Origin of the sequence: Micrococcus lylae, from assembly GCF_900163825.1 — a bacterium.
GTDB classification, from domain to species: Bacteria; Actinomycetota; Actinomycetes; order Actinomycetales; family Micrococcaceae; genus Micrococcus; species Micrococcus lylae.
Genome location: NZ_FUKP01000063.1, coordinates 115,125 through 136,874 on the forward strand (window position 1 = coordinate 115,125; position 21,750 = coordinate 136,874).

A 21,750-nucleotide genomic window follows, 5' to 3' on the forward strand; every position below is an offset into this window, starting at 1 on the left:
CCGCCATGCGTGTGGCCCTGTGGCAGTCCGCCCCGCATCCGCTGGATCCGCAGGGCTCCCTCGCGCGCCTGGACGAGGCCCTGGGCCGGGCCGCGCAGGCGGGCGCGGACGTGCTCGTGGCCCCGGAGATGCTGACCAGCGGCTATGACATCTCCGCCGCGGACACCCGTGCCCTCGCCGAGCCGGCGGACGGCCCCACCGCGCAGCGGGTCCGTGAGCTGTCCTCACGGCACGCGGTGGCGGTCGCCTACGGCTTCCCGGAGGCCGGGCTTCCCGACGACGGCCGCTCGCCCGCCGAAGACGGCTCGCCGGAGCCGGGGGTCACCCCGGTCTACAACTCCGCGAACCTGGTCGACGGGGACCAGCTGCTGCTGACCCACCGGAAGATGCAGCTGTTCGGGGACCTGGACCGGGCACGGTTCACCCCGGGGCCGTCCGTGCCGCACGTGGTGAACCTGCGCGGCCGGGCGGTGTCCCTGCTGATCTGCTTCGACGTGGAGTTCCCGGAGACCGTGCGCTTCGCGGCCGAGGCCGGGGCGGACCTGGTGCTCGTGCCGACCGCCAACATGCGCGGCTTCGAGTCCGTGAACCGGGTGCTGGTGCCGGCACGGGCGATCGAGAACGGCCTCACCGTGGCGTACGCGAACTGGGTGGGCACCGAGGGCGAGCAGGACTACTGCGGCCTGTCCGCCGTGGCCGCCCCGGACGGCACCGCGCACTGGGGCGCCGAGCACGGCGAGGACCTCGTGGTGGCGGACGTCCCGGAGCCCACCCTGCGCGGCGGGGACGACGACCACCTCACCCTGCTGCGGCGGGACCTGTTCGGCTGAGCCGTGACGCCGGGCGCGCAACGGCACTGGGCCGATGCGCGCCGCAGGCGAGGGGCCGATGCGCGCCGGAGGCGAGGGGCCGTCGTCGGGAATCCCCGAGGCGGCGCAGCCGGCTCAGGTCACGGGTAGAGGCCGCGCAGGACGTGGGCCTCGGCGACGCGCTCGACGGCGGTGACCATGGCGGCCTCGCGCAGCGACGTGCCGTGCTTCTGAGCGGTGGCGATGAGGCGGCTCCAGGCGCCGGTCATGCGCTTCTCGAGCTTCTCGTTCACCTCGTCCAGGGTCCACCAGTAGGCCTGGCCGCCCTGCACCCACTCGAAGTAGGAGACGATCACGCCGCCGGCGTTGGCGAGGATGTCCGGGACGACCATGACGCCGGCCTCGTTGAGGATGCGGTCGGCCTCGCCGGTGGTGGGTCCGTTGGCGCCCTCCACGATGATCCTCGCCTTCACGTCCGCGGCGTTGTCCTCGGTGAGCACGCCCTCCACCGCTGCCGGGACGAGCAGGTCCACGTCCATGGTGAGCAGATCGGCGGCCTCGAGCTTCTCGGTGCCCGGGCAGTCCACCACGGAGCCGGTCTCCGCGACGTGCTTCTGCAGGGCGGAGAAGTCCAGGCCGTCCTCGTTCTGCACGGCGCCGTACTGGTCGCCGACGCCGAGGACCTTCACGCCGGCGTTCGCGAGGAACTCGACGGTGCCGGCGCCGACCTTGCCGAAGCCCTGCACGGCGGCGGTGGCCTGCGTCGGGTCGATGCCCTTGTGCTCCAGCGCGGCCAGGGCGATCTGGGTGACGCCGAGCGAGGTCGCCGCAGCGCGGCCCTGGGAGCCGCCGAGGGCGACCGGCTTGCCGGTCACGACCTCCGGGACCGTATGCCCCACGGACACGGAGTAGGTGTCCATCATCCAGGCCATGGTGTTCTCGTCCGTGCCCACGTCCGGGGCGGGGATGTCCTTGTCCGGGCCGATGATCGGCATGATCTCGGAGGTGTAGCGGCGGGTGACCCGCTCCAGCTCGGCCTGGGAGTACTCACGCGGGTCGATGGCGACACCGCCCTTGGCGCCGCCGTAGGGGACGTCCAGCAGGGCGCACTTCCACGTCATCCACATGGCGAGTGCGCGGACCTCGTCCAGGTCCACGGTGGGGGCGAAGCGGGTGCCGCCCTTCGCGGGGCCGCGGGAGAAGTTGTGCTGCACGCGGTGGCCGTGGAGGACCTCGATCTCGCCGGAGTCGCGGCGCAGCGGGATGGACACGGACATCTCTCGGCGGGGGCTCTTGAGGGTCTCGTGCATGCCCTCGTCGTAGCCGAGGGTCTCGATGGCCTTCGCCAACTGGGCATGCGCGTTGGCGAGGACGGGCGAGGGTTCGGACGATGCGGTGCTCATCGCGGTGGCATTCCTTCGTGGGTCGGGAACGGAATGGGCGCGCGGCGGCACCGGGTGACGGCCACCACGCTGTAGCTCACCTCGGAACTGTAGGCACAGCGAAGGGGCCGGGACCACACTCGGCGGCCCCGGCCCCTCCGTTGTCCGGAATCCGGAGTTCAGCCTGCGGCAACAGGCCCGCTCGGCCTGCGCCGTTCAGTCCGCAGACTCCGCGTGGCTGAGGCCGGCGACCCCTCCCCGGGGCCGCCGGCCTCATGGCCCGGCTGCGGCTCAGAAGCCGTTGTAGCGGTAGGCCTGCTGGCTCCAGAACGCGTTGCCCCAGGTGTGGGTCAGGGCGACGGCGCCGTGGCTCCCGTTCTGCTCGAGGGTGCGGAACTGGGTCTTGGCGTCGTCCACCCAGCCGTTGAAGATCACCACGTGGCCGGCGGCGCCGGCGCTGCCGGGGCCGAGGTTGCCGATGATGTCTCCGGGCTGCAGGTCCTCCTTGGCGATCGGGCTGAACTTCTCCGGCAGGTTCACCGTGGAGTAGGACTGGTCGCGCAGGTTGTAGGCCATGGCGACCATGCCGGAGCAGTCGGTGCGGAACTTGTAGCCGTCCGCGTCAGGGCCGGGGGCGTAGCCCTCCATGGAGTAGGGCAGGCCCTGGCTCACCCAGTGGTTCGCACGGTCCAACACCTGCTGGCGGTCGGCGCCCGGGTCCGGGGCGGGGTCCTCCGCGGTGTCGCAGGCGCCGAGGCCGGCGGCGTCCGGGATGGTCACATAAGCGCGGGAGACGTAGCCGGTCTGGCCGTTGTAGGTGACCTTGCCCCAGTGATGGGTGGAGTACGTGCCCTCCACCTGCTCGCCCTCGGTCTGGCACTCCACGGTGATGTCCGTGCCTCCCGGGATGGAGCCGAGCACGGCGGAGCCGGTGGTGGCCTCGGCGCGGATGTTCACGGCGTCGGTGGTGGTGCCTCCGGCGGCAGCGGAGGCGGCAGGAGCCTGCACGGCGGTGAGCCCGCCGGCCATGAGCACGGCGGCGGCGGTGCCGAGGAGTCGGCGGGAACGGAGGGTCGTGGTGTTCTTCGGCATGGGACTGGTCTCCTCACGGTGAGCGTGATCTGGGGACATGCCAACGCGTGGATCACGGTGACGTCTACGACACTAGGAACACGGCGCAGGTGCGTCCATGGGCTTAGGCAGATCATGGACTCAGGTGCCGGGCGGCATGGACTCAGGTGCCAGGCGGCGGCGACGATCGTCTCCCCTCGGCGCTCCTCACCTGCGCGTCGCAGTGATCATCGCGTAGCCAGCGCTCGACCGGATCGCCCCGTCCTGACCGGCACACTCCTCGAGGTGCCCGCGCAGCGCCTCCAGCAGCGCCTGCCGCCGGTCCCCCGCCATGGCCAGGGACCAGGTGTGGGTGGGGCTGCCTTCGAGGTAGAGCGTCATGCCCGCCTCCACGCTCGGGAAGTCCCAGGTCAGGTCACGGTGCTCCACACTCACGTCCGCGAACCACGGGCCCAGGCGTTCGGCAGCCACCCCGTCCTGGGCCCACTGCATGTGCGGCGGGGTGTGCGGCGCCTGGCCCGCCGGGGCCACGGCAGCCGACATCCGGTCCGTCATCTCGGCGAGGAACCCGCGGCCGTCCCAGGCGGTCATCACCAGGGTCCCGCCCGGGGCGAGCACGCGCGCCCATTCGGCGGGTCCGGCGCAGGGGTCGCAGAACATCGCCGCGAAGGAGGAGGCGATGGCCTCCACGGCACCGTCCTCCAGCCCGGTGTGCTCACCGTCCGCGAGGACCCAGTCGGCCTCCGGCACGCGTGCCCGCCCGATCTCGACCATGGCCGGCGTGGGGTCCAGGGCGGTGACCCGGAAGCCACGTGCAACCAGCTTCGCGGCGCCCTGTCCATGGCCGGCACCGAGGTCGAGGACGTGGGCGCCGGACCGCACCCGGGCGGCGACCTCCTCCGCCACGGCGAGCGCCGCCGGCCTCAGCCGGGCGGCGGTGGGTGCGTAGTCCGAACTGGCCCAGATGTCCGCGGGAGTGGGAGTGCTCATGCCCGGCACTCTACTGCGAACACTTCGCAGTTCAAGCCCGGGAGTTCCCCGGGGAGCCGCGGATTCCGGGCCGCGTCTTGGAGCCGCAGGCACAGGCCCGTGCCCATGACCGTCTCCCCGCTCGCACCGCGCCACGCCGCGGCCCGCTGGCCCTGGTGCTCGGCCGCTTCGTGCCGATCGTCCGCACCTGCATGCCGGTCGCCGCCGGCACCGCGGGCATGTCCTACCGCTCCTTCGTGGGCTGGAACGTGACCGGCGCGGAAGACGGCGGCCTGACAGGGGCCGCCTGACAGGGCCTCCTCCCGCGCCGGAGCCTCCTCGGCACGGTTCTCCTCCTCCGCTTCACGACGACGGCCGCCCACCTTCCGGTGGGCGGCCGCGTCGCGTGCGGGGCCGGGCCGGGCAGGACAGCCTCTCCCCGGGCCGCGCCCCCTCACCAGAGCAGGCGGAGCGCCGCCTCCTCTCCACGGACAGCGAGCGTGGAGAATGCCGCGTCCCTGGTGATCAGGACCAGCCCATCACGCATCGCCTGGGCTGCCAGCATCCGGTCGAAGGGGTCTCGATGGGTCCAGTCGAGGCCTCCGGCGAGGAGTGCGTGGCCTGAGTCGACGGGCAACGGACGTGCACCCAGGCGAGCCACCTGCACATCCCATTGCGGCAGCCAGGCATCGGCGCCGGGCAGCTTTCCGAGGCGACTCTTCGTGGCAACCTCCCACGCGCTCGCCGCCGAAACGAACAGGTCGACCGAGGCGTCCTCGAGTACCCCGCGCGACTGTGCTCCCAGGCGGCCCGGATCGTTCACTGCCCAGATGAATGCATGTGTGTCGAGGAGGACGGCCGCCTGCTCTCGGCCAGTCATCAGGCCTCCCAGACCTCGAGCTCGTCCTCGGGCAGCTCATCGAAGAAGCCGCCCGGCAGCCGGTAGGAGCCGAACCCGAGCTCCCGCCGGGCGGGCTCCACCGGAACCAGGCGCGCGACACCCCGATCGCCTCGGGCGATGAGGATCTCCTCGCCTGCCTCGACGCGCTTGAGCAATGCCGACAGATGTGTCTTCGCCTGGTGCACCTTCACCGTCTCCATAGCTCGACGATACGGACCCGCCAGAGGTTAGTCAATACAGTTAGTCCATCTGTGGAGGACAGGTGCTCTGCCCCGCCTCAGCCGCGCACGCGGATGCCGTCAGGGCCGAGCACCCTTGCGCAATGTCCCGGTCGAAGACCTTCCGGCCGGCGAACCAGGTCTGCACCGCCTGCACAGAAGGGATCTCCTCCACGTCCACCTCCCGGAGGTTGGCGGAGAGGACCGCAAGGTCCGCAGACTTGCCGGGCGAGAGCGTCCCAGTGACCTCGGCCAGCCCCATCGCCTCAGCCGGAGCCGTGGTGTAGACGTGCAACGCCTCCTCCAGGGTGAGCGCCTGCTCGGGCCAGAGGGCGCCGGGGAACTGACAAGTCGGGTCCTTGCGGGTGACCAGGCCGTAGATCGCCTCGAACGCGTTCGGGGTCTCGCTGACCGGCCAGTCCGAGCCGCCGGCGACGATGGCGCCGGCGTCCACGAGGGAGCGATTCGGCTGCAGGCGGGAGCCGCGTTCCTCGCCGAGCACGTCCTTGATGGCATTGGCGATCACGCCGGGGAACCAGAGGGCCGGAGAGATGTCCGCGACCACACCGAGCTCACGGAAACGCGGCACGTCCTCCGGGTGCACGAACTGGCCGTGCGCCACGTGATACCGGACGTCGGTGTGGCCGGCCTCGCGGACCTTCTGCACGGTGTCCAGGACGAGGCGCACCGAGGCGTCGCCGGTGCAGTGGATCTTCGCTGAGATGCCTCGCTCAGCGGTGCCCATGAGCCAGCCCTCGAGCTCGGCGGGGTCCATGGTGGTCTGCCCGTGGTGGCAGCCGCCGAACCCGGCCTCCGCCAGGTAGGGCTCGATGAATGCGCCGGTGCCGGCCGGGGGCACGCCGTCCAGAAAGATCTTGATGAAGTCCGGACGGTGGTGCGGACTGCGGGTGCCCTCACGCTCGGCGATAATCCCCTCTCCCAGCGGGGCCGTGCCGAAGATGAAGTCGTTGGCCTGCATGGAAGTGACCACCCAGGCGGTCAGTTCGTCGGCATCGTCCAGCACCTTGAGCGCCTTCATCAGCTGCAGAGAGGCGGCGGCATCCTGGAACGCGGTGACGCCGTAGGAGTGCAGGATCTCGATGCCGCGCCGCGCCGCCTGGGCATAGTCCTCGTCGCGGGTGGGGTGCAGGCGCTCTCGAAGCTGCTCCATGTCCCTGCCCGCCGCCTCGATCAGCACGCCGGTGACGTGGCCGTCCGCGTCACGCAGGTACTGGCCACCCTCCGGATCAGTCACCGTGTCGCCGATCCCGGCGAGGGCAAGGGCCGCCGAGTTGGCCCAGCGATTGTGCTTCGAGTCGTCCTTGAGCACCGCCGGCCGCCCACCGGTCGCCTCGTCGAGACGGGCAAGCGCCTCGGTTGAGTTGATCTGGTTCATCAAGCCGGAGCCCCAGCTGCCGCCCACGACCCACTCCTCGGGTCCGAGCCGTGCCGCGTGTGCGGCGACCGCCTCCAGGAGCCCGTCGAGGTCGAGGGTCGGCGAGGCATCAAGCTCGAACAGGTCCATCTGCCCTGCGATCAGGTGGTGGTTGTGAACGTCATGGAGTCCCGGCAGGACGTAGGCGTCGCCGAGGTCCACGACATTCGTATCCGGTCCCCGCAGCTCCATCGCCGCGGCTCCGACTGCGGCCACCTTGCCGTCGATCACGGCCAGAGCCGTGACGGTGCCGAGTTCGGGGTCGAGAGTGTCGATGGTGCCGTTGACGAAGAGGGTGTGAGCGTCCATGCATCCACCGTCACACCGACCAGGGTCGTGCGCATTGACTCTGCGCGAAGGGTGGGCGCCGACGAGCGCAGGCTCAACCCCGCACACGGATGCCGTCCGGACCGGGCTCCATGGTGACGCCGGAGAGGTCGGGCACCAGGTGGTCGGCCGCGGAGAGCCGGGCGAGGTCATGCGAGGTGCCGACGGCCAGCACAGTGGCTCCGGCGTTGCGGCCGGCACCGACGCCGGCGGGAGCATCCTCCACCACCAGGCAGCGGGCGGGGTCCACGCCGAGGCGTTCGGCGGCCATGCGGTAGCCCTGCGGGTCCGGCTTGCCCGCCGCCACGTCCTCCGCGGCGATGAACACCTCCGGCACGGGCAGTCCCGCGGCGTCCAGGCGCAGACCCATCAGGTCGCGGCCGCCGGAGGTGACGGCGGCCCACCGGTCGGCGGGCAGTCCGTCCAGGATCCGCAGCGCGCCGGGCAGCGCCACGATCCCGTCCAGGTCGTTCGTCTCGTACTCGAGCAGCTCCGCTGCGGCGGCGTCCACCTGGTCGGCGGCGAAGAACTCCTCGATGGTGTCCCGTGCGCGGCGGCCGTGGGTCACCGAGAGCAGACGCTCCACGTCCACGCCGTGGGCCTCGGCCAGCCGGGTCCAGGAGCGTTCCACGGAAGCGGTGGAGTCGGCGAGGGTGCCGTCGATGTCGAAGAGCACGGCGTCCACGGTGAGGTCGAAGGAGCTCATGCCCTCCAGGCTGTCACGTCCTCAGGCGCTGCGGACAGCCGTGTGCCGCGCGATGTACCCGGCGGTGGTGAGCGTGAGGTCCGGGCGGGCCCGGCGGACCCGGTCGATCAGGTCCAGCTCGGACATTCCACGGGTTCCACCGGGCACGAGGTCCTCAGCCCAGGCCGCGGCCTCGGACTCGCAGGAGAAGCCGGCCTCACGCAGGACGAGGCGCTGGTCGCGTCGGTCGCCGAAGACCTTCCGCCAGAACGTGTTGCCGCCGTCGCCGTCCACCATGTCCGAGCTCCTTCCGCCGGATCGGTCCGGGGCGCGCCCTCCGCGCGTCCCGGCTCTCGTGGGACCCACGCTAGGCGTCGCACCGGACCCTGCACCTCCATCGGAAGGCGGATCTCGGCCGTCCCGCCCTCCCCCGGGGGGGCTGATGCCGGCATCCCACCCCGCCTATTCCCGACGACGGCCGCTCCCCTTCCCCGCCCGGCCCACCTCCACGGTGGGCGGGCAGGCGGAGGCGGGGAGCCGTCGTCGGGAAGGCGGAGACGACACCCAGGCCACCGACTCGCTGCCGCGCTGGGCGGCCGAGGACGGCCACGAGGTCACCGAGTTCACCAAGCGCGGTGCGGCCGAGTGGACGATCGTGGTGAAGAAGGGCTGACCGGCGGCGGCCCGCACGGCCCGCAGACACGCGTCAGGGGCGGGACCGGGTGGATCGGGCCTGCCCCCGCAGGCGCTCAGCGCACCGGACCGCGCAGCGCACGGCCGAGCCGGCCGAGCGCCCAGCCCACCGCCGTGTAGGCGACGCTGGTCACTGCGCCCACCACCGGAGAGACCAGCCACTGCCCCGCACGGGTGTACCGGATGCCCGTGGCCATGGCGGACGGATTCACCACCGCGTCCTCCACAGCGTGCATGACCACCCCGGGCCACACGGAGCGGGTGAGCGCGTAGACCTCCGTGTAAAGCGGCGTCCAGGCCAGGATCACCCCGGCGGCCACGGCGGCGAAGGCGCGGCGGGGGACGTCGAGCACGGCGCGCATGTCCGCCTCCGGCAGGAAGCGCAGATAGTAGGGCACATGCCAGGCTGCCCAGACGGCGCCGACCGTCAGGTTCAGCGGCACCCTGCCCACGCCGGCGCGCAGCAGCTCCTCGGTGAGGTAGCCCCTCCAGCAGGACTCCTCCACCAGGTTCTTGACCAGGGCGGGGCCGAGCGCGGTGGCGATCGACCGGCCCAGGCCGGCGACGTCCGCGCGGGAGAGGTCGACGAGCCCGGCCGCCCGGCCGAGCCCCAGAGCCCCTGCTGTCACCGCCGGGTAGACCAGCACCGCAGTGCCCCAGGCGAGCGCGCGGTGCGTGCCCGAAGACGCCACGGCGTCCGCGGGGCGAGGCAACAGGACGGCCCCGTGCCTGACCCGGCGCAGCACGGCTGCGGCGGCCAGCGGGGACAGCAGCCAGACCAGGCTGCCGGGGCTGTCCATGGAGTCCGGACGTCCTGCGGCGCGGTTCACGGCCACCCCCGCCCAGCCGGCCCCGGAGGCGACGACGCCGAAGGCGAGCAGGTCCGAGCGGAACGGGACGGTGGCGGCGCCGGCACGGCTGGACGTCGGAGGCGGGGCGGAACGGACTGCAAGGACAGGCAGATGCGGCGTCACACCGTCACGATAGCCCGGGCCGCCGACGCCGCAGTAGGGGTCCGGACCCCGGCGGCGCCGTGGCGGGACGTGCGGCCGGTCGTCACACGTTCAGGCTCACTGCCTGCCGGTGCCGTCCTTGTTCACGATGGCGATGGCGGCGGTGTCCGGGGCGGAGTCGGCGACCTCGTTCATGGCGTGGTCAGCGTCCCCGGTGCGCCGGTACTCGGCATGGATGCCCTCCCAGAGATGGGCGTTGTGCACACCGATCTCCTTCGGGTCCAGGACGGGGTCCTGGCCGGCACGCCTCTGGCGGTCGTAGTCCTTGACCAGGCGGATGGCGACCGGGGACAGCAGCACCAGGGCGAGGATGTTGACCCAGGTGTAGAGGCCCACGCCGAAGTCCGCCATGGCCCATGCGAACGCGGAGGTCTGGGTGGCGCCGAAGACCATGGAGCCGGCCAGCACGATGTGGGCGATGGCCTCCAGGACCTTCAGGGTGGACTTGCGCTTCACCAGGTACGCCAGGTTGGTGACGGCGTAGAAGTCGAAGGACAGCAGCGTGGTGAACGCGAAGAGGAACACGGCCACGGCCACCAGGGACGGGCCGAAGGTCGGGATGACCGAGTCGATGGCGGTCTGGGTCCAGGCCGGGCCCTCCTCCACGCCGGGCAGGTGCTCCACGATCGGCTTGCCGTCCGGGCCCATGACGTTGAAGGAGTCGGTGGCCAGGATCATCAGGCCGGTGATGGTGCAGACGAACAGGGTGTCCACGTAGGCGGAGAAGCCCTGGGCCAGGCCCTGCTTCACCGGGTGGGTGACGTTCGCGGCGGCCGAGGCCTGGGCGCCGGAGCCGGTGCCGATCTCGGTGGAGTACACGGCACGGCGGACGCCCCACGCGATGGCGGCGCCCATCATGCCGGCGTAGGCCGAGTCGAGGGCGAAGGCGGAGGTGAAGATCAGGGAGAACATCGCCGGGACGTGGGTGATGTTGAAGAGCACCACGATCAGGCCGACGAGGATGTAGGCGCCGGCCATGAACGGCACGATCAGGCCGACGGTGCGGCCGAGGCGGTGCATGCCGCCGAACACGATGATCAGGAAGAACGCGGCCATGCCCAAGCCGACCCAGAGCGGGTCCCAGCCCCAGGCCTCGGTGGTCGCCGCGGTCACGGCGTTGGCCTGGATCTGCGGGCCGGTGATGGTGGTGGCGAAGACGGTGGCGGCCGCGTAGGCGACGGCGAGCCAGCGCCAGTTACGGCCGAGGCCCTCGAGGATGTAGAAGGCCGGACCGCCGCGGAACTCGCCCTTCACCTTGTGCTTGTACAGCTGGGCGAGGGAGGACTCCGCCACGGCCACGGGGGCGCCGAGGAACGCGGTGATCCACATCCAGAACAGGGCGCCGGGGCCGCCGACGAACATCGCGGCCGCGACGCCGGCGATGTTGGCGACGCCGATGCGGCCGCCCAGCGCCATCGCGAAGGCCTCGAACGAGCTGATGCCGGCGGAGGTGCGCCCGCCGTGGATCAGCTGCCCCACCATGTCACCGATCAGCCGCAGCTGGGGCACCGCCATCCTGATGGTGAAGTAGAGGCCGATGGCCAGGATGATGATCACCATGGGCAACGCCCACATGATCGCGTTCGCAGATTCGATGAATGACTGCATGGAGTCCTCAAGGTCGGTGACAGAGCTCACGGCACCTTAGTGGGAGCTGAGCGGTGACCGCGAGGTCTCATCTGCGGCAGAGGGGGAATTCGTTCGGGGCAGGGCCTCCCGGTACCCTCGCTCGCCTTCACGACCTCCTTCACGACGACGGCCCGCCTCCGCCTTTCCCCCTTCCGCACTTCCGCCGAGCCAGAGGAAGTGGTCACCTCGCACGTGCGTGAAGTGACCACTTCCTCTGGTTCGCCGCGGCCGTTCCTCTAGTTCGCCGCGGCAGGCCCCTGCGGATCACCGCAAAAAAGAGAGCACTTGAGAGATACGAGCGCTCACGCGCATAATTTGCGACAAGCGCCGTCGATTGGATCACCATGCTCTTCTCCACTCCTCCGCTGACGGACGACGACCGCGCCGTACTCGCCGCCATCGACGCGCACCGGGAGGCCATGCGCTACAGCCTGAGCGCTCCGCATCGCTGGGTCGGCACGCTGGCACGCCAGCAGCGCGCCCGCGACACGGTGGGGTCGAATTCGATCGAGGGCATCCACGTCAGCCGTGAACAGGCACTGGCCATCCGGGCAGACTCGGCCGATCTCGTCGAGGTGGACGAAGACTGGCTGGCAGTAAGGGGCTATTCGGACGCCATGACCTATGCACGGATCATGGCGGACGAGGGACGAGACCTCACCCTTCCCGACCTCCTCGCCCTGCACTTCATGACCACGGCCCACGACCTTGGGCAGCGACCCGGGCGTCTCCGCCTGACCGACATCTACGTGCAGCAGGAAGGCAGCGGACGCACGGTCTACACCGGCCCCGCCCCGGAGGAGGTGGACGGCCTGCTGGACGAGCTGCTGTCCTCGCTCGCCTCCAACTCCCCGGACGAGCACCCGCTGGTCTCGGCGGCCATGGCCCACCTGAACCTCGTGATGATCCACCCCTTCAGCGACGGGAACGGACGCATGTCCCGGATCCTCCAGTCCTGGCGGCTCTACTTGGACCGCCTGGCGGAGGCGGCCTTCGTCTCCGTGGAGGAATACCTCGGGCGGAACACGGAGGCCTACTACGCGGTGTTGGCCGAGGTGGGCGCCGGGCGGTGGGCACCTGAGCGGGATGCCTCCCCCTGGCTGGAGTTCATGCTGACCGCCCACTATCGCCAAGCGATGACCATCCGCCGCCGGATCGACGTGATGGAACAGGTGGCACGGCGCGTGGACGAGTTGATCGACACCCTCGCCCTCCCAGAACGCGCCGCCGCACCGCTGGAGTTCGTGCTCACCGACTGGCGCCTCACGAATGCGCTGTACCGCGACGCGGCCGGGGTCACCCGGCCCACCGCCTCGCGGGACCTGAACCTGCTGACGAAGGCCGGGGTGCTGGTCCGTGAAGGGGACAAGCGCGGCGCGGCCTACTCTCCAAGCGCAGAGCTGCAGCAGTGGGTTGAGCTGACACGCCGGTCGGCACGCCAGCGCTTCGACGTCGCCGCCGACCCGTACAGGTCGCTCCGACGGGGCAGGAAGCTGTAGACCGGCAGGGTACGACGACGGCCGCTCGCCGGAGTGAGTCAGATGGCGCTTACCGTGTCCACGTCCTCTGAAAGACTCACCTCATGACTTCGCTCGCGGTGGCGCTCCAGGTCCGGCGGCTCGTCCAGGACGACGCAGCCCTCCGCATGCTGCGCATGGACTCGCTGCCGCTGGTTGCCGGGGTCCTCGAGACCCACCTCAGCGCGCCTAACGCCACCATGCCCACCCATCAGCTGCACGACCTCCTGGATGCGGAGCTGGACCCCCTCCGCACCCATCTCGATCTCTCCGACCGCACGGCCAAGGGCTTCTGCGAGGACTGGCGCCAGGCGGGTCTGCTGGAACGCCGGCTTCACGGCGAGTCCCGCGAAGAGGTCTACGCGCTCACCCCGGCGGCCCGCCAGGGTCTGCGCCTGATCGAACAGCTCCTGGAGCCACGGGCCAGCGTCACAGAATCGCGCTTCGTCGCGCTCCTGACCGCGCTGCACCGGCTCGCCGTCGAGACCGATCCGGACGTCGACCGCCGCGTGGCCGCCCTGCAAGCAGAACGCGATCGCTTGGACGAGCGGATCCGGCGCCTGTCCTCCGGCGAGGATGACCTCCTGGACGAACGCCGCGCCCGGGAACGACTGGAGGACTTGCTCGGCCAGGCTGCGGACCTGCCCACGGACTTCGCCCGGGTCCGCGCACGCTTCTCCCAGCTGAACCAGGAGCTGCGTCGGCGCATCCTCACGGACGAGGGCCTGCCTAAGGAGGTGCTGGAGAACGTGTTCCGCGGCGTGGACGTCATCGAGTCCTCGGACGAGGGACAGACCTTTGCCGCATTCTCCCGGCTGGTCCGCGACCCCGCCATGGCCGCGTCGTTCGAGGCGGACGTCCGCGCCGTGCTCGGTCGCGACCTCTTCACCGACCTGCCGGCGTCCGTGCGCAGCACCCTGCGAACCCTGCCGCGCACCCTGGACGACGGCGCCCGTTCCGTGCAGGACAGCCTCACCGAGTTCGCCCGTGGACTGCGTGGGTACGTGCTATCGCAGGAGTATCAGCGCGACCGTCGCCTCCACACCGCCCTCCAGGAGGCCCTCGCGGCCGCCGCCGAGGCGGCCCCCGCCACCCGCCCGTTCCATCGCACCGGCCTGGACATGAAGCTCACCGGCATGTCCCCGCGCTCGCTGGGCACCCTCACTCTGCATGACCCCCGAGAGTTCGACGTCGGGGCTGCGCTCGAGGAGGCCGAGGTCGAGACCGTGGACGTCGAGGCCCTCCGGCTGCTTGCACGGGAGACGGAGATCGACTTCGCCGAACTGCGCGAGAACGTCAACGGCGTCCTTGCCGATCACTCCCCCGTCAGCGTGGCCGAAGTGCTCTCCTTGCACCCGGCCACGCAGGGCGTCGCGAGCGTCGTCGGGTTGCTCTCACTGGCGGCGCGCCACGGGGTGATCGACGACGACGCCACGGACCTCCTTCGCTGGCCCGTGGAGACGGAGAACTCCGAGACACCCGGCTCCGGCCTCCCCCACCGCTCCGCCCGGGTGGTCCGTCACCTGTTCACCGAAAGGCTTCCCTGATGACCTCGATCCCCGAGAACGAGCTCCACGAGACCCCCGAGAACCCGCATGCCCTCTGGGAGGGAGACCTGGGCACGCTCGGCGAGCAGTCGCGCCGCGCCCTGCTCGAGCTGCTGAAGGGGCCGTACCTCTCGGGCCGTCGGCGCCCACAGCTCTGGCAGGCTCTCGTCGCAGACGAGGCGGTCATCCGCTCCCGGCTGCACGAGCTGTTCCTGGACGTGGTGATCGACCGGCAGGACGAGTTCGCGTTCACCCGCCGCGTGGACACCGACGAGCTCACCACGCCCTCGGCCCTGCGCACCGAGGCCATGAGCTTCCTGGACACCGCCATGCTGCTGGTGCTCCGCGGTCACCTGCTGGCCTCCGCCGGCGAGCGCCGTGTGGTGGTCGGCAAGCAGGAGATCTACGAGCAGCTCGCCGTGTACCGGGAAGGAGACGACGCTGCCTGGGCCAAGCGTCTCAACGGCTCGTGGACGAGGATGCTCAACCGCTTCAACGTGCTGCACAAGGTCGAGGAGGATCGCGCGGAGATCTCGCCGGTGCTCAAGGTCGTGATCGGCCCGGAGCAGGCGGCGTCATTCACCGAGCTGTACCGCGGCATCGCTGAGCGAGGAACCTCCACCTCCGACACTGACGACTCTGCCGAGACCGAGGAGGACACCGCATGAGCACCCTGCAGATGACCGACCAGAAGGCCTTCGAGCTCGGTCCCCAGCTGGATGTTCCCCCCGTCGAACCGGCTCCGCCGAGGCAGTGGCGCCTCGCGTCGGTGCAGATCGCCAACTGGGGCACCATGGACGGTCGGATCTACCGGTTCCCCGTGTCCCGCCGGGGCCATCTGATCACCGGCCCGTCGGGGTCAGGCAAGTCTTCGGTGCTGGACGCGATCGCCTCCGTGCTCACCCCGGACAAGTGGCTGAAGTTCAACCAGGCGGCGCAGGCCGGCGGCGAGCGTGCGGCCACCCGCAGTGTCGTCTCGTATGTGCGTGGCGCGTGGACCAGGCAGCAGGACGAGCAGGAGGACCGTGTGGTCTCGGCGTATCTGCGGCCCCGCGCGACCTGGTCCGGCGTCGTGCTGACGTACCGGGACGGAACCGGTGGTGTCGTCTCTCTGGCACGACTGTTCTTCCTGCGGGGCACGTCCATGTCCAGCGCAGACATGCGGGACCTGTGCCTGCTGGAGCGTTCTGAGGTTGACCTGGCGGAGCTGCAGACCCTGATCGACGACGGCATCAAGACCCGCCGCGTGCAGGACCGATGGCCCAAGGCAGTGGTGACCACGAACGGCACGCACGGCAAGTTCTACGCTCGCCTGCGATCGGTGTTCGGCATGCGCGACGACGCCGCGCTGCGGCTTCTGCACCGGACCCAGTCCGCCAAGGGCTTGGACTCCCTGGACCAGCTGTTCCGCCACCACATGCTCGAGGTGCCGCAGACGTTCGAGATGGCGGACAAGGCGGTCGAGGAGTTCGGGGCGCTGCGTACCGCATACGAGCATGTGACGGACCTGCGCCAGCAGCGTGACCATCTGCTTCAGGTGCGCACCGTGGCAGACGAGTACGAGACCGCGCTCTCGGATACGGAGCGTCTGCGGCGACTGCAGGAGGCGATCCACCCCTACCGGCAGAGCCGAGAGCTCGAGAATCTGCGCCGGGAAGTGCAACAGGTGCGCGGTTCCCTGCGCGGCCTGCGGGCACGGCAGGAAGAAGCCCGGGCAGCACTGGAGAGAGCGGAGCAGCGTCGTGCCGGGACCATGCTGGCCCTGCACCAGGCCGGGGGCGGACAGGTCGAGGAGCTCCGACGCCAGATCTCGGCTGAGGAGGAGCAGCGACAGGACCGGGAGCGTCGGCACGCCGTGCTGCTGTCCCGGCTGAGCGAGGCAGGGCTGGAGGCCGTGCCGGGGAGCGTCGCAGAGTTCGGCGAGCTCCACGCGATGATCGAGACCGATCTGGCCCGGAACCCGGAGCACGCCGGGCCGACGCACGAACAGTTCGACGAGCGGAGCCGCCTGAAGGAGGCGGTGGCGGAACTCGATGAGGACATCAACGCGCTGCGTCGGGTCCGCAGCTCGGTACCGCGGCGGCTTCTGGACGTCCGCAAGGCCCTTGCAGAGCATCTGTCCGTCCCTTGCGAGTCCCTGCCCTTCGCCGCGGAGCTGCTGGAGGTCTCCGAGGAGCATCGGGAATGGACCGGCGCGATCGAGCGCGTGCTCGCACCACTGTCCCTGACACTGCTGGTGCCCACACGGCTGCTGGCGCGGGCGCAGGAATGGATCGACGGCCGGCACCTGGGGGTTCGGCTGCGGTTCGACGAGGTGTCCGCACGCTCCGTGAGCGTTCCCCCGGCACGCAGCCAGGACTCGCTGGTGCACAAGGTGACGGTGAAGCGCGGCGAGTTCCACGACTGGCTGCAGGCCCGCCTGGTCGACCGGTTCGACCTGGCGTGCGTGACCTCGGCTGCGGAGCTGGCACGCCACGAGCGTGCCGTCACGCTCGCCGGTCAGGTCAAGCACGGGCGCGGCCGCTTCGAGAAGGACGACCGTTTCCGGGTGGACGACCGCTCCCGCTGGGTGCTCGGAGATCCAGCGGCCAAGCTGGAGGTCCTCGTGGCGGCCCGGCAGGCTCGCACCGAGGAGCTGTCACGCGCCGAGGAGGCGGTCGATCGAGCCTTGCACCTGGCCGACAGCGAACGTCAACGTCGCGCCGCGCTCAAGGCCGTCCTCGAGACCGAGTGGAAGGACGTGGACCGGGAGGGTCCGACTCGACGCATCGCGGAGCTGCAGGCCAGGATCAAGGAGCTCAGCTCTGTCGATTCGGACCTCGAACAGGCCCGCCTCCGGAACGACGAAGCGGAGGAGGCGTGGCGAGAGGCACGCGAGACTGCGCGAGAGGCCGACGTCGCCGTCGACTTCGCCGAGAAGACCGAACGAGAGCTGACCGGGCAGGTCAAGGAGCTGACCGCGGTCTGCGCGCAGCACGAGCCTCTCGACGACGCCCTCCGGGCCGACCTGGACACCCGCTTTCGAGCGGTGCGCCGTTCGTCCTCCCCCAATGCCCTCGCTGACGCCGCCGAGTCAGTGCGCCACGAGGTGACCGCCCAGGCAGAGCAGGCGCAGACAGAAGCGGCCAGGGCCGCGCAGCGCTGCACGATGCTCACCACGGAGTTCTCGCGCCAGTGGGCCTCGGCAGCTGCAGACGCCTCCCCCGGGGTCGAGGACCGGGGCTCCTACCTGGCGATCTTGGAACGGATCATCGGCCAGGGACTGCCGGACCACGAAGAGCGATTCCAGACCCTGCTGCACGACCGCTCGTCCGTGCTCTTCGGCGAGCTGCACAGCGCTATCCGTTCAGCGCCGGGCGACATCACGGACCGGGTGGAGCGGATCAACACATCGCTGCGCCGCTCCCCGTTCGACGAGGGTCGGTTCCTGCGGTTGCGGGTCCGCACGCGGCGCACCGAGACGGTCACGCAGTTCTTGCGGGACCTGTCCACGGCCGCCACGCATGCGTGGGAGGATGACACCCTGGAGGACGCCGAGCGTCGCTACGCCGCCCTGGCATCGATCATGGACCGTCTCGCCTCCTCTGATCACGTGGACCGCTCGTGGCGCCGGCAGTGTCTGGACACGCGGGAGCACGTCACCTTCCTGGCCGAGGAGATCGACGCCGCCGGGGAGGTCCACGCCACCTACGACTCGGGCGCCGCGATGTCCGGCGGGCAGCAGCAGAAGCTGGTCGTCTTCTGTCTCGCGGCGGCGTTGCGCTATCAGCTGGCGGCCCCGGAGGATCCGCTGCCGGTGTACGGCACGGTGGTCCTGGACGAGGCCTTCGACAAGGCAGACGCCCGCTACACGCGTATGGCCATGGACGTGTTCGTGGAGTTCGGCTTCCAGATGGTGCTTGCGACCCCACAGAAGCTACTGCAGACGATCGAGCCCTACGTCGGTGGCATCACCACCGTGGAGAACCCGACCCGCAGGCTCACCCGTCTCGCGGACATCACGTGGGAGGACGACAAGTGAGCGCTTCCCGTCCCATCATGCTGACACCGGCCGATGCACGGGAGTCCGCCCGGGCGAAACTGATCCGTTCCCACCGGTCCTGGACGGTCGGCGAGCGCCCTGATCCGGCCTTCAGTTGCGGTCTGAGGCCGCCCACGGAGCAAGCGGTGCTCGCGGACCTGCCCAGGGCGCAGGCCTGGGTGCGTCAGTGGCGGGAAGCCGCACTGCCGGAGGACATCGAGGTGCAGTGGCAGGAGCGCACCTGGCGGAGTGTGGGCCGGCAACAGATCCCGGTCCGTCTCACGGCTCACACGGTGGAGGCTGTGGCGGCATGGGTGGGCGGAGCCCCGGCTCGGGAGCAGCGCGTGTTCGCTCAGCGGGTCGCCACGGTGCGGCGTCATGCAGAAAGGTGGGCACGATCGGCCGCCGCTCACGGTGCGCCCTGTTCCCTCCACCTTCCGGACGACGGCGCGGCTGCCCGTGAGGCATCCCCCGATGACGCAGTGACCCCTGTCCTGCGGCGCCACGCACAGCGGCTGACGGACTTGGACGAGGCGGACTTCCGGGCCGTGGTCGAGGTGCTGGACTGGCTGCAAGAGCATCCGGTGGCGGGCATGCGGCCGCGGCAGCTGCCCATCCGCGGCGTGGACTCGAAGTGGTTCGGCCGGCACCGGAGCCTGCTGGAGGCGTTGGCTGCACCGTTTCGACCATCGGCCTCGGATCCGGTCGTGGGCTCGGCGAGAGGGGTGCTCGGCGTCGTCGATTCCCATGCCCTGGTGCGGCTGCGGATCCTGGATCCGGCGCTGCGGCCGGCGGGGATCCGGGACATGGACGTACCGGTGGAGCAGGCGTCGGAGTGGGCGGTGACACCGGCGCATGTGCTGATAGTGGAGAACAGCGAAACGCTGCTGTGCCTGCCGGATGCGGCCGGGACGATCGCCGTTTGGGGGCACGGTCACGACACCACGCCGGCGTCTCTGCCTTGGTTGTCCGAGGCCGACCTGACGTATTGGGGAGATCTCGATTCGCAGGGTTTCGCGATCCTGCACCGGTATCGCGCTCGCCTGCCGCAGTTGCGCACCGTGCTGATGGACGTAGAGACCCTGGAGCAGTTCAAGGACCTGTGGGTCGCTGAACCAACGCCGTTCCGCGGTTCCCTCAGCACCTTGACCTCTGCTGAGGTCAGGGCATTGGAGCGCCTTCGAACTGCCGGCGATGTCCGCTTGGAACAAGAGCGCATCCCCTGGAGCTATGCGCTGGCTGCGTTGACGTCGCGACTGCGCCTCCTGCCCTGACACTTTGGTGGCCCCGTAGTGAGACCAGGCCGGATAGCCGGTGCAGTTGCCGGTGATCGAGCCGGTGACCACGATCCGACCCCGGCCGGAAGCGCGTCGGCGGAGCCCGGGGCCGCCTCAGACCTCCAGCAGCACCTTGATCTCGCGGCGCTCGTCCATCGCCCGGTACGCCTCGGCGGCGGCGTCGAGCGGCATGCGAGCGGTGAACACGCGGCCGGGCTGGATCTGTCCGGACTGGATGCGCTCGATCAGCTCCGGCAGGAAGCGGCGCACGGGCGCGGGGCCGCCCTCGAGGTGGATCTGCCGGCCGAAGAGGTCGGAGCCGTCGAGGGTCTGGTCGTGGGAGACGCCCACGAACCCCACATACCCGCCGTGGCGGACGGTGGCCAGCGCCTGGTCCATGGACTCCTGGGTGCCCACGGCCTCGATGACACCGTGCGCCCCGAGGCCGTCGGTGAGCTCGCGCACCTGCGCGGCGGGCTCAACGTATACCCGCGCGAGATCGAGGAGGTGCTCTACGAGCACCCGGCCGTCGCGGAGGCCGCCGTGGTGGGGGTGCCCCACCCGGAGCTCGGCCAGGACGTCGCCGCGCACGTGGTGCTCGCCCCCGGCGCGCACGCCACGGAGGACGAACTGATCCAGCACGTGAAGTCCCAGGTGGCGCCGTACAAGTACCCCCGCACCGTGAGCGTGCGGGACGGGCTGCCCAAGACCGCCACCGGCAAGATCCTCAAGCGGGGCCTGACGCCGGCGGAGTGAGCTCGATTGACCGCCGGCCGGGCACACCGCTACGAGTCCGGGAGCACGTAGTGCGCTGCGCGCCGCTCCCCACGCAGTTCGAGGAGACCCTCCTCCGTCATGCCTTTGAGCACCGTTCGCGCGGCCGTGGGCGCGATCTGGCACAGTTCCGCAGCTTTGCTGCGGGTGATGGATCCGTATTCGCGGACGTAATCGGCGATCAGCCGCCGCTGTTGGATCCGGTCGACCGGACGCAGGCGCAGGTAGGCCGCTCGATCTTCGGCCAACTCGTAGAACCGCGCGGTCAGCATGTACCGCTGTGCCCGGCCGTTCCCCCTCGATTCCAAGACGCCGGCCTCGACGAGCGCGGTGGCCGCTGCGCGCACGTCTGCCACGGGCAGTCGAAGGCGTTCCGCCGCCTCCGCCGCACCCGCAGGTCCCCCGTGCTTGATCTCGTGGACCACCCACAGCTCGGTTAGCGTGAGTGCACGCTGACCCTCGTTCTGCCGCCGGGCCAGAAAGATCAGCAGCTCCCTGTCCTCGTCACCCAAGGGGATGTCGACGATCACGGACCGCTGCGTGGAGCGGCCGTAGTCCGGCGTACCTCGGCCGGCTCGGAGCTGCGAGGCGAACATGTCCTGCACGCCCTTGCCTCGGCGCTCGACGAGCCCGGCGCGCTTGAACACATTCGCCAGGGCAGGGCTGCGGGGAGCCGAGCGGTTCAGTATGTTGGCCGGCGAAACGTCGCGGGGGAACCCGCCAGGGCTGGCGACGGAGAACGTGGACCCGGTGAGAGTCACCTGGATCGGCCCCACCTCGGCGTAATCACGGTGCACGAGGGCATTGGCGATCGACTCGCGCCGCACACTCTCGGACAGCAAAGGTACATCGACGCGGACGAGACCCACCTCCACAGGTGTGACTGAGTTCCGAAGAGTCAAGCGGGCCTCGATCTCCTCGAATGCGTTCAAGAGGGGAAGCAGCAGGTCCTCATTCGCTTCCACACCTTGGGGCCGGGAGTCCTGGAAGAGGACTTCTGCGGTCGGCGCCCACCGGCGCAAGGCCTCTGACGTGCCGAAGACAAGAATCGCGCCGAGGCTGATGCCGCCATCGGGGGTGAGGAGGTCCAACGTCCGCAGCAGTTCCACATCCGTGAGCTCCGCGAGCCCGCTGTCACCAGCCGATCGGCCAGCCAGTCGTCGGAACCGGTTGAACTCGGCTGGATCGAGGTGGCCCCACTCGGCCCCGCGCGCCTCTGCCCGGGCATAGTCCAGGCCGATGCCGTCGAACCCGGCCCGCAGGACGTCCATGGGTGTCATGGGCATGCACGCGGGGCGACCGTCCGGCCCCATGACACGCTTGACGAACAACCCCTTGCGCGTGCCGACGAACGACGATCTCGCCTGGGGAACGGTGATGACCACCACGTCTTTGCCCTCCCAAGGAACCACCTCTACGTCTATGTCCCGCGTCAAGTAGTTGGCAGGATTTCCTTGGTTTTGAATGTCGGGGTGGTGGGGT

General features: G+C 70.3%; 19 protein-coding genes and 2 pseudogenes. 9 read left to right on the forward strand and 12 right to left on the reverse strand.

Annotated elements, in window-relative coordinates; genetic code table 11:
- Positions 1 to 5 precede the first annotated feature (5 nt).
- Positions 6 to 830 (forward strand): carbon-nitrogen hydrolase family protein, encoded by an 825-nt coding sequence (locus FM125_RS09470; RefSeq protein ID WP_087134422.1) that lies wholly within the window; start codon positions 6 to 8, stop codon positions 828 to 830.
- Positions 831 to 949: 119 nt separating this feature from the next.
- Here the strand turns inward: FM125_RS09470 and FM125_RS09475 are convergent, their stop codons facing one another.
- From FM125_RS09475 to FM125_RS09485, 3 genes are all read right to left on the reverse strand, one after another.
- Positions 950 to 2,212 carry a Glu/Leu/Phe/Val family dehydrogenase gene (locus FM125_RS09475; RefSeq protein WP_087134423.1) on the reverse strand — a complete coding sequence of 421 codons (1,263 nt, stop codon included), beginning with the start codon at positions 2,210 to 2,212 and terminating at the stop codon, positions 950 to 952.
- Between the two features lie 270 nt (positions 2,213 to 2,482).
- Positions 2,483 to 3,283 (reverse strand): SH3 domain-containing protein, encoded by an 801-nt coding sequence (locus FM125_RS09480; RefSeq protein ID WP_070639528.1) that lies wholly within the window; start codon positions 3,281 to 3,283, stop codon positions 2,483 to 2,485.
- Positions 3,284 to 3,469: 186 nt separating this feature from the next.
- Positions 3,470 to 4,252 (reverse strand): class I SAM-dependent methyltransferase, encoded by a 783-nt coding sequence (locus FM125_RS09485; RefSeq protein WP_087134424.1) that lies wholly within the window; start codon positions 4,250 to 4,252, stop codon positions 3,470 to 3,472.
- Between the two features lie 77 nt (positions 4,253 to 4,329).
- On the opposite strand from FM125_RS09485, the gene FM125_RS12485 reads away from it, so the two are divergent.
- Positions 4,330 to 4,542, forward strand: a complete 213-nt coding sequence (locus FM125_RS12485; protein WP_425435820.1) for a DedA family protein — start codon at positions 4,330 to 4,332, stop codon at positions 4,540 to 4,542.
- Between the two features lie 143 nt (positions 4,543 to 4,685).
- Here the strand turns inward: FM125_RS12485 and FM125_RS09495 are convergent, their stop codons facing one another.
- The 5 genes from FM125_RS09495 to FM125_RS09515 all read right to left on the reverse strand — a co-directional run bounded on the left by FM125_RS09495 (position 4,686) and on the right by FM125_RS09515 (position 8,094).
- Positions 4,686 to 5,111: a type II toxin-antitoxin system VapC family toxin gene (locus tag FM125_RS09495; RefSeq protein ID WP_087134425.1), complete on the reverse strand. Its 426-nt coding sequence runs from the start codon at positions 5,109 to 5,111 to the stop codon at positions 4,686 to 4,688.
- Positions 5,111 to 5,332: a type II toxin-antitoxin system Phd/YefM family antitoxin gene (locus FM125_RS09500; protein ID WP_087134426.1), complete on the reverse strand. Its 222-nt coding sequence runs from the start codon at positions 5,330 to 5,332 to the stop codon at positions 5,111 to 5,113. The genes FM125_RS09495 and FM125_RS09500 overlap by 1 nt, the downstream gene beginning before the upstream one ends.
- A 40-nt stretch (positions 5,333 to 5,372) precedes the next feature.
- Positions 5,373 to 7,094, reverse strand: coding sequence for an amidohydrolase (locus FM125_RS09505; RefSeq protein WP_082739810.1), 1,722 nt, complete (start codon positions 7,092 to 7,094; stop codon positions 5,373 to 5,375).
- Between the two features lie 73 nt (positions 7,095 to 7,167).
- Positions 7,168 to 7,818, reverse strand: coding sequence for an HAD-IA family hydrolase (locus FM125_RS09510; RefSeq protein ID WP_087134427.1), 651 nt, complete (start codon positions 7,816 to 7,818; stop codon positions 7,168 to 7,170).
- Positions 7,819 to 7,839: 21 nt separating this feature from the next.
- Positions 7,840 to 8,094: a hypothetical protein gene (locus tag FM125_RS09515; RefSeq protein ID WP_087134428.1), complete on the reverse strand. Its 255-nt coding sequence runs from the start codon at positions 8,092 to 8,094 to the stop codon at positions 7,840 to 7,842.
- Positions 8,095 to 8,239: 145 nt separating this feature from the next.
- Between FM125_RS09515 and FM125_RS12320 the strand changes: the two genes are divergently transcribed.
- A complete protein-coding gene (locus FM125_RS12320; protein WP_245829943.1) occupies positions 8,240 to 8,470 on the forward strand; it encodes a sulfurtransferase TusA family protein in 231 nt (76 codons plus the stop codon).
- A gap of 76 nt (positions 8,471 to 8,546) precedes the next feature.
- Here the strand turns inward: FM125_RS12320 and FM125_RS09525 are convergent, their stop codons facing one another.
- Entirely contained in the window at positions 8,547 to 9,464 is a 918-nt protein-coding gene (locus FM125_RS09525) for a CPBP family intramembrane glutamic endopeptidase (RefSeq protein WP_087134429.1), read from the reverse strand.
- A gap of 96 nt (positions 9,465 to 9,560) precedes the next feature.
- Complete coding sequence (locus FM125_RS09530; protein WP_342743427.1) at positions 9,561 to 11,141, reverse strand: alanine/glycine:cation symporter family protein; 1,581 nt, start codon at positions 11,139 to 11,141, stop codon at positions 9,561 to 9,563.
- A 335-nt stretch (positions 11,142 to 11,476) separates the two neighbouring features.
- On the opposite strand from FM125_RS09530, the gene FM125_RS09535 reads away from it, so the two are divergent.
- The 5 genes from FM125_RS09535 to FM125_RS09555 all read left to right on the forward strand — a co-directional run bounded on the left by FM125_RS09535 (position 11,477) and on the right by FM125_RS09555 (position 19,491).
- Positions 11,477 to 12,631, forward strand: coding sequence for a Fic family protein (locus tag FM125_RS09535; RefSeq protein ID WP_087134430.1), 1,155 nt, complete (start codon positions 11,477 to 11,479; stop codon positions 12,629 to 12,631).
- Positions 12,632 to 12,714: 83 nt separating this feature from the next.
- On the forward strand, positions 12,715 to 14,196 hold the full coding sequence (locus FM125_RS09540) for a DUF3375 domain-containing protein (protein ID WP_087134431.1): 1,482 nt from the start codon (positions 12,715 to 12,717) through the stop codon (positions 14,194 to 14,196).
- Positions 14,196 to 14,864 (forward strand): DUF4194 domain-containing protein, encoded by a 669-nt coding sequence (locus FM125_RS09545; RefSeq protein ID WP_067192175.1) that lies wholly within the window; start codon positions 14,196 to 14,198, stop codon positions 14,862 to 14,864. The genes FM125_RS09540 and FM125_RS09545 overlap by 1 nt, the downstream gene beginning before the upstream one ends.
- The gene (locus tag FM125_RS09550; RefSeq protein WP_245829945.1) at positions 14,861 to 18,217 is read left to right on the forward strand and encodes an ATP-binding protein; all 3,357 of its coding nucleotides are present in this window, start codon (positions 14,861 to 14,863) and stop codon (positions 18,215 to 18,217) included. The genes FM125_RS09545 and FM125_RS09550 overlap by 4 nt, the downstream gene beginning before the upstream one ends.
- On the forward strand, positions 18,214 to 19,491 hold the full coding sequence (locus FM125_RS09555) for a Wadjet anti-phage system protein JetD domain-containing protein (RefSeq protein WP_227718673.1): 1,278 nt from the start codon (positions 18,214 to 18,216) through the stop codon (positions 19,489 to 19,491). Before FM125_RS09550 ends, FM125_RS09555 begins: the two co-directional genes overlap by 4 nt.
- Positions 19,492 to 19,608: 117 nt before the next feature.
- Here the strand turns inward: FM125_RS09555 and FM125_RS09560 are convergent.
- Positions 19,609 to 19,974 (reverse strand): annotated as a pseudogene (locus FM125_RS09560) (zinc-binding dehydrogenase); the annotation flags it as partial.
- Between FM125_RS09560 and FM125_RS09565 the strand changes: the two are divergent.
- Positions 19,960 to 20,250: pseudogene (locus FM125_RS09565) on the forward strand (AMP-binding enzyme); the annotation flags it as partial. The pseudogenes FM125_RS09560 and FM125_RS09565 sit on opposite strands and share 15 nt — an antisense overlap.
- A 29-nt stretch (positions 20,251 to 20,279) precedes the next feature.
- Here the strand turns inward: FM125_RS09565 and FM125_RS09570 are convergent.
- The coding region (locus FM125_RS09570) for a DNA glycosylase AlkZ-like family protein (protein ID WP_219337042.1) at positions 20,280 to 21,750 on the reverse strand (1,471 nt) is incomplete at its 5' end.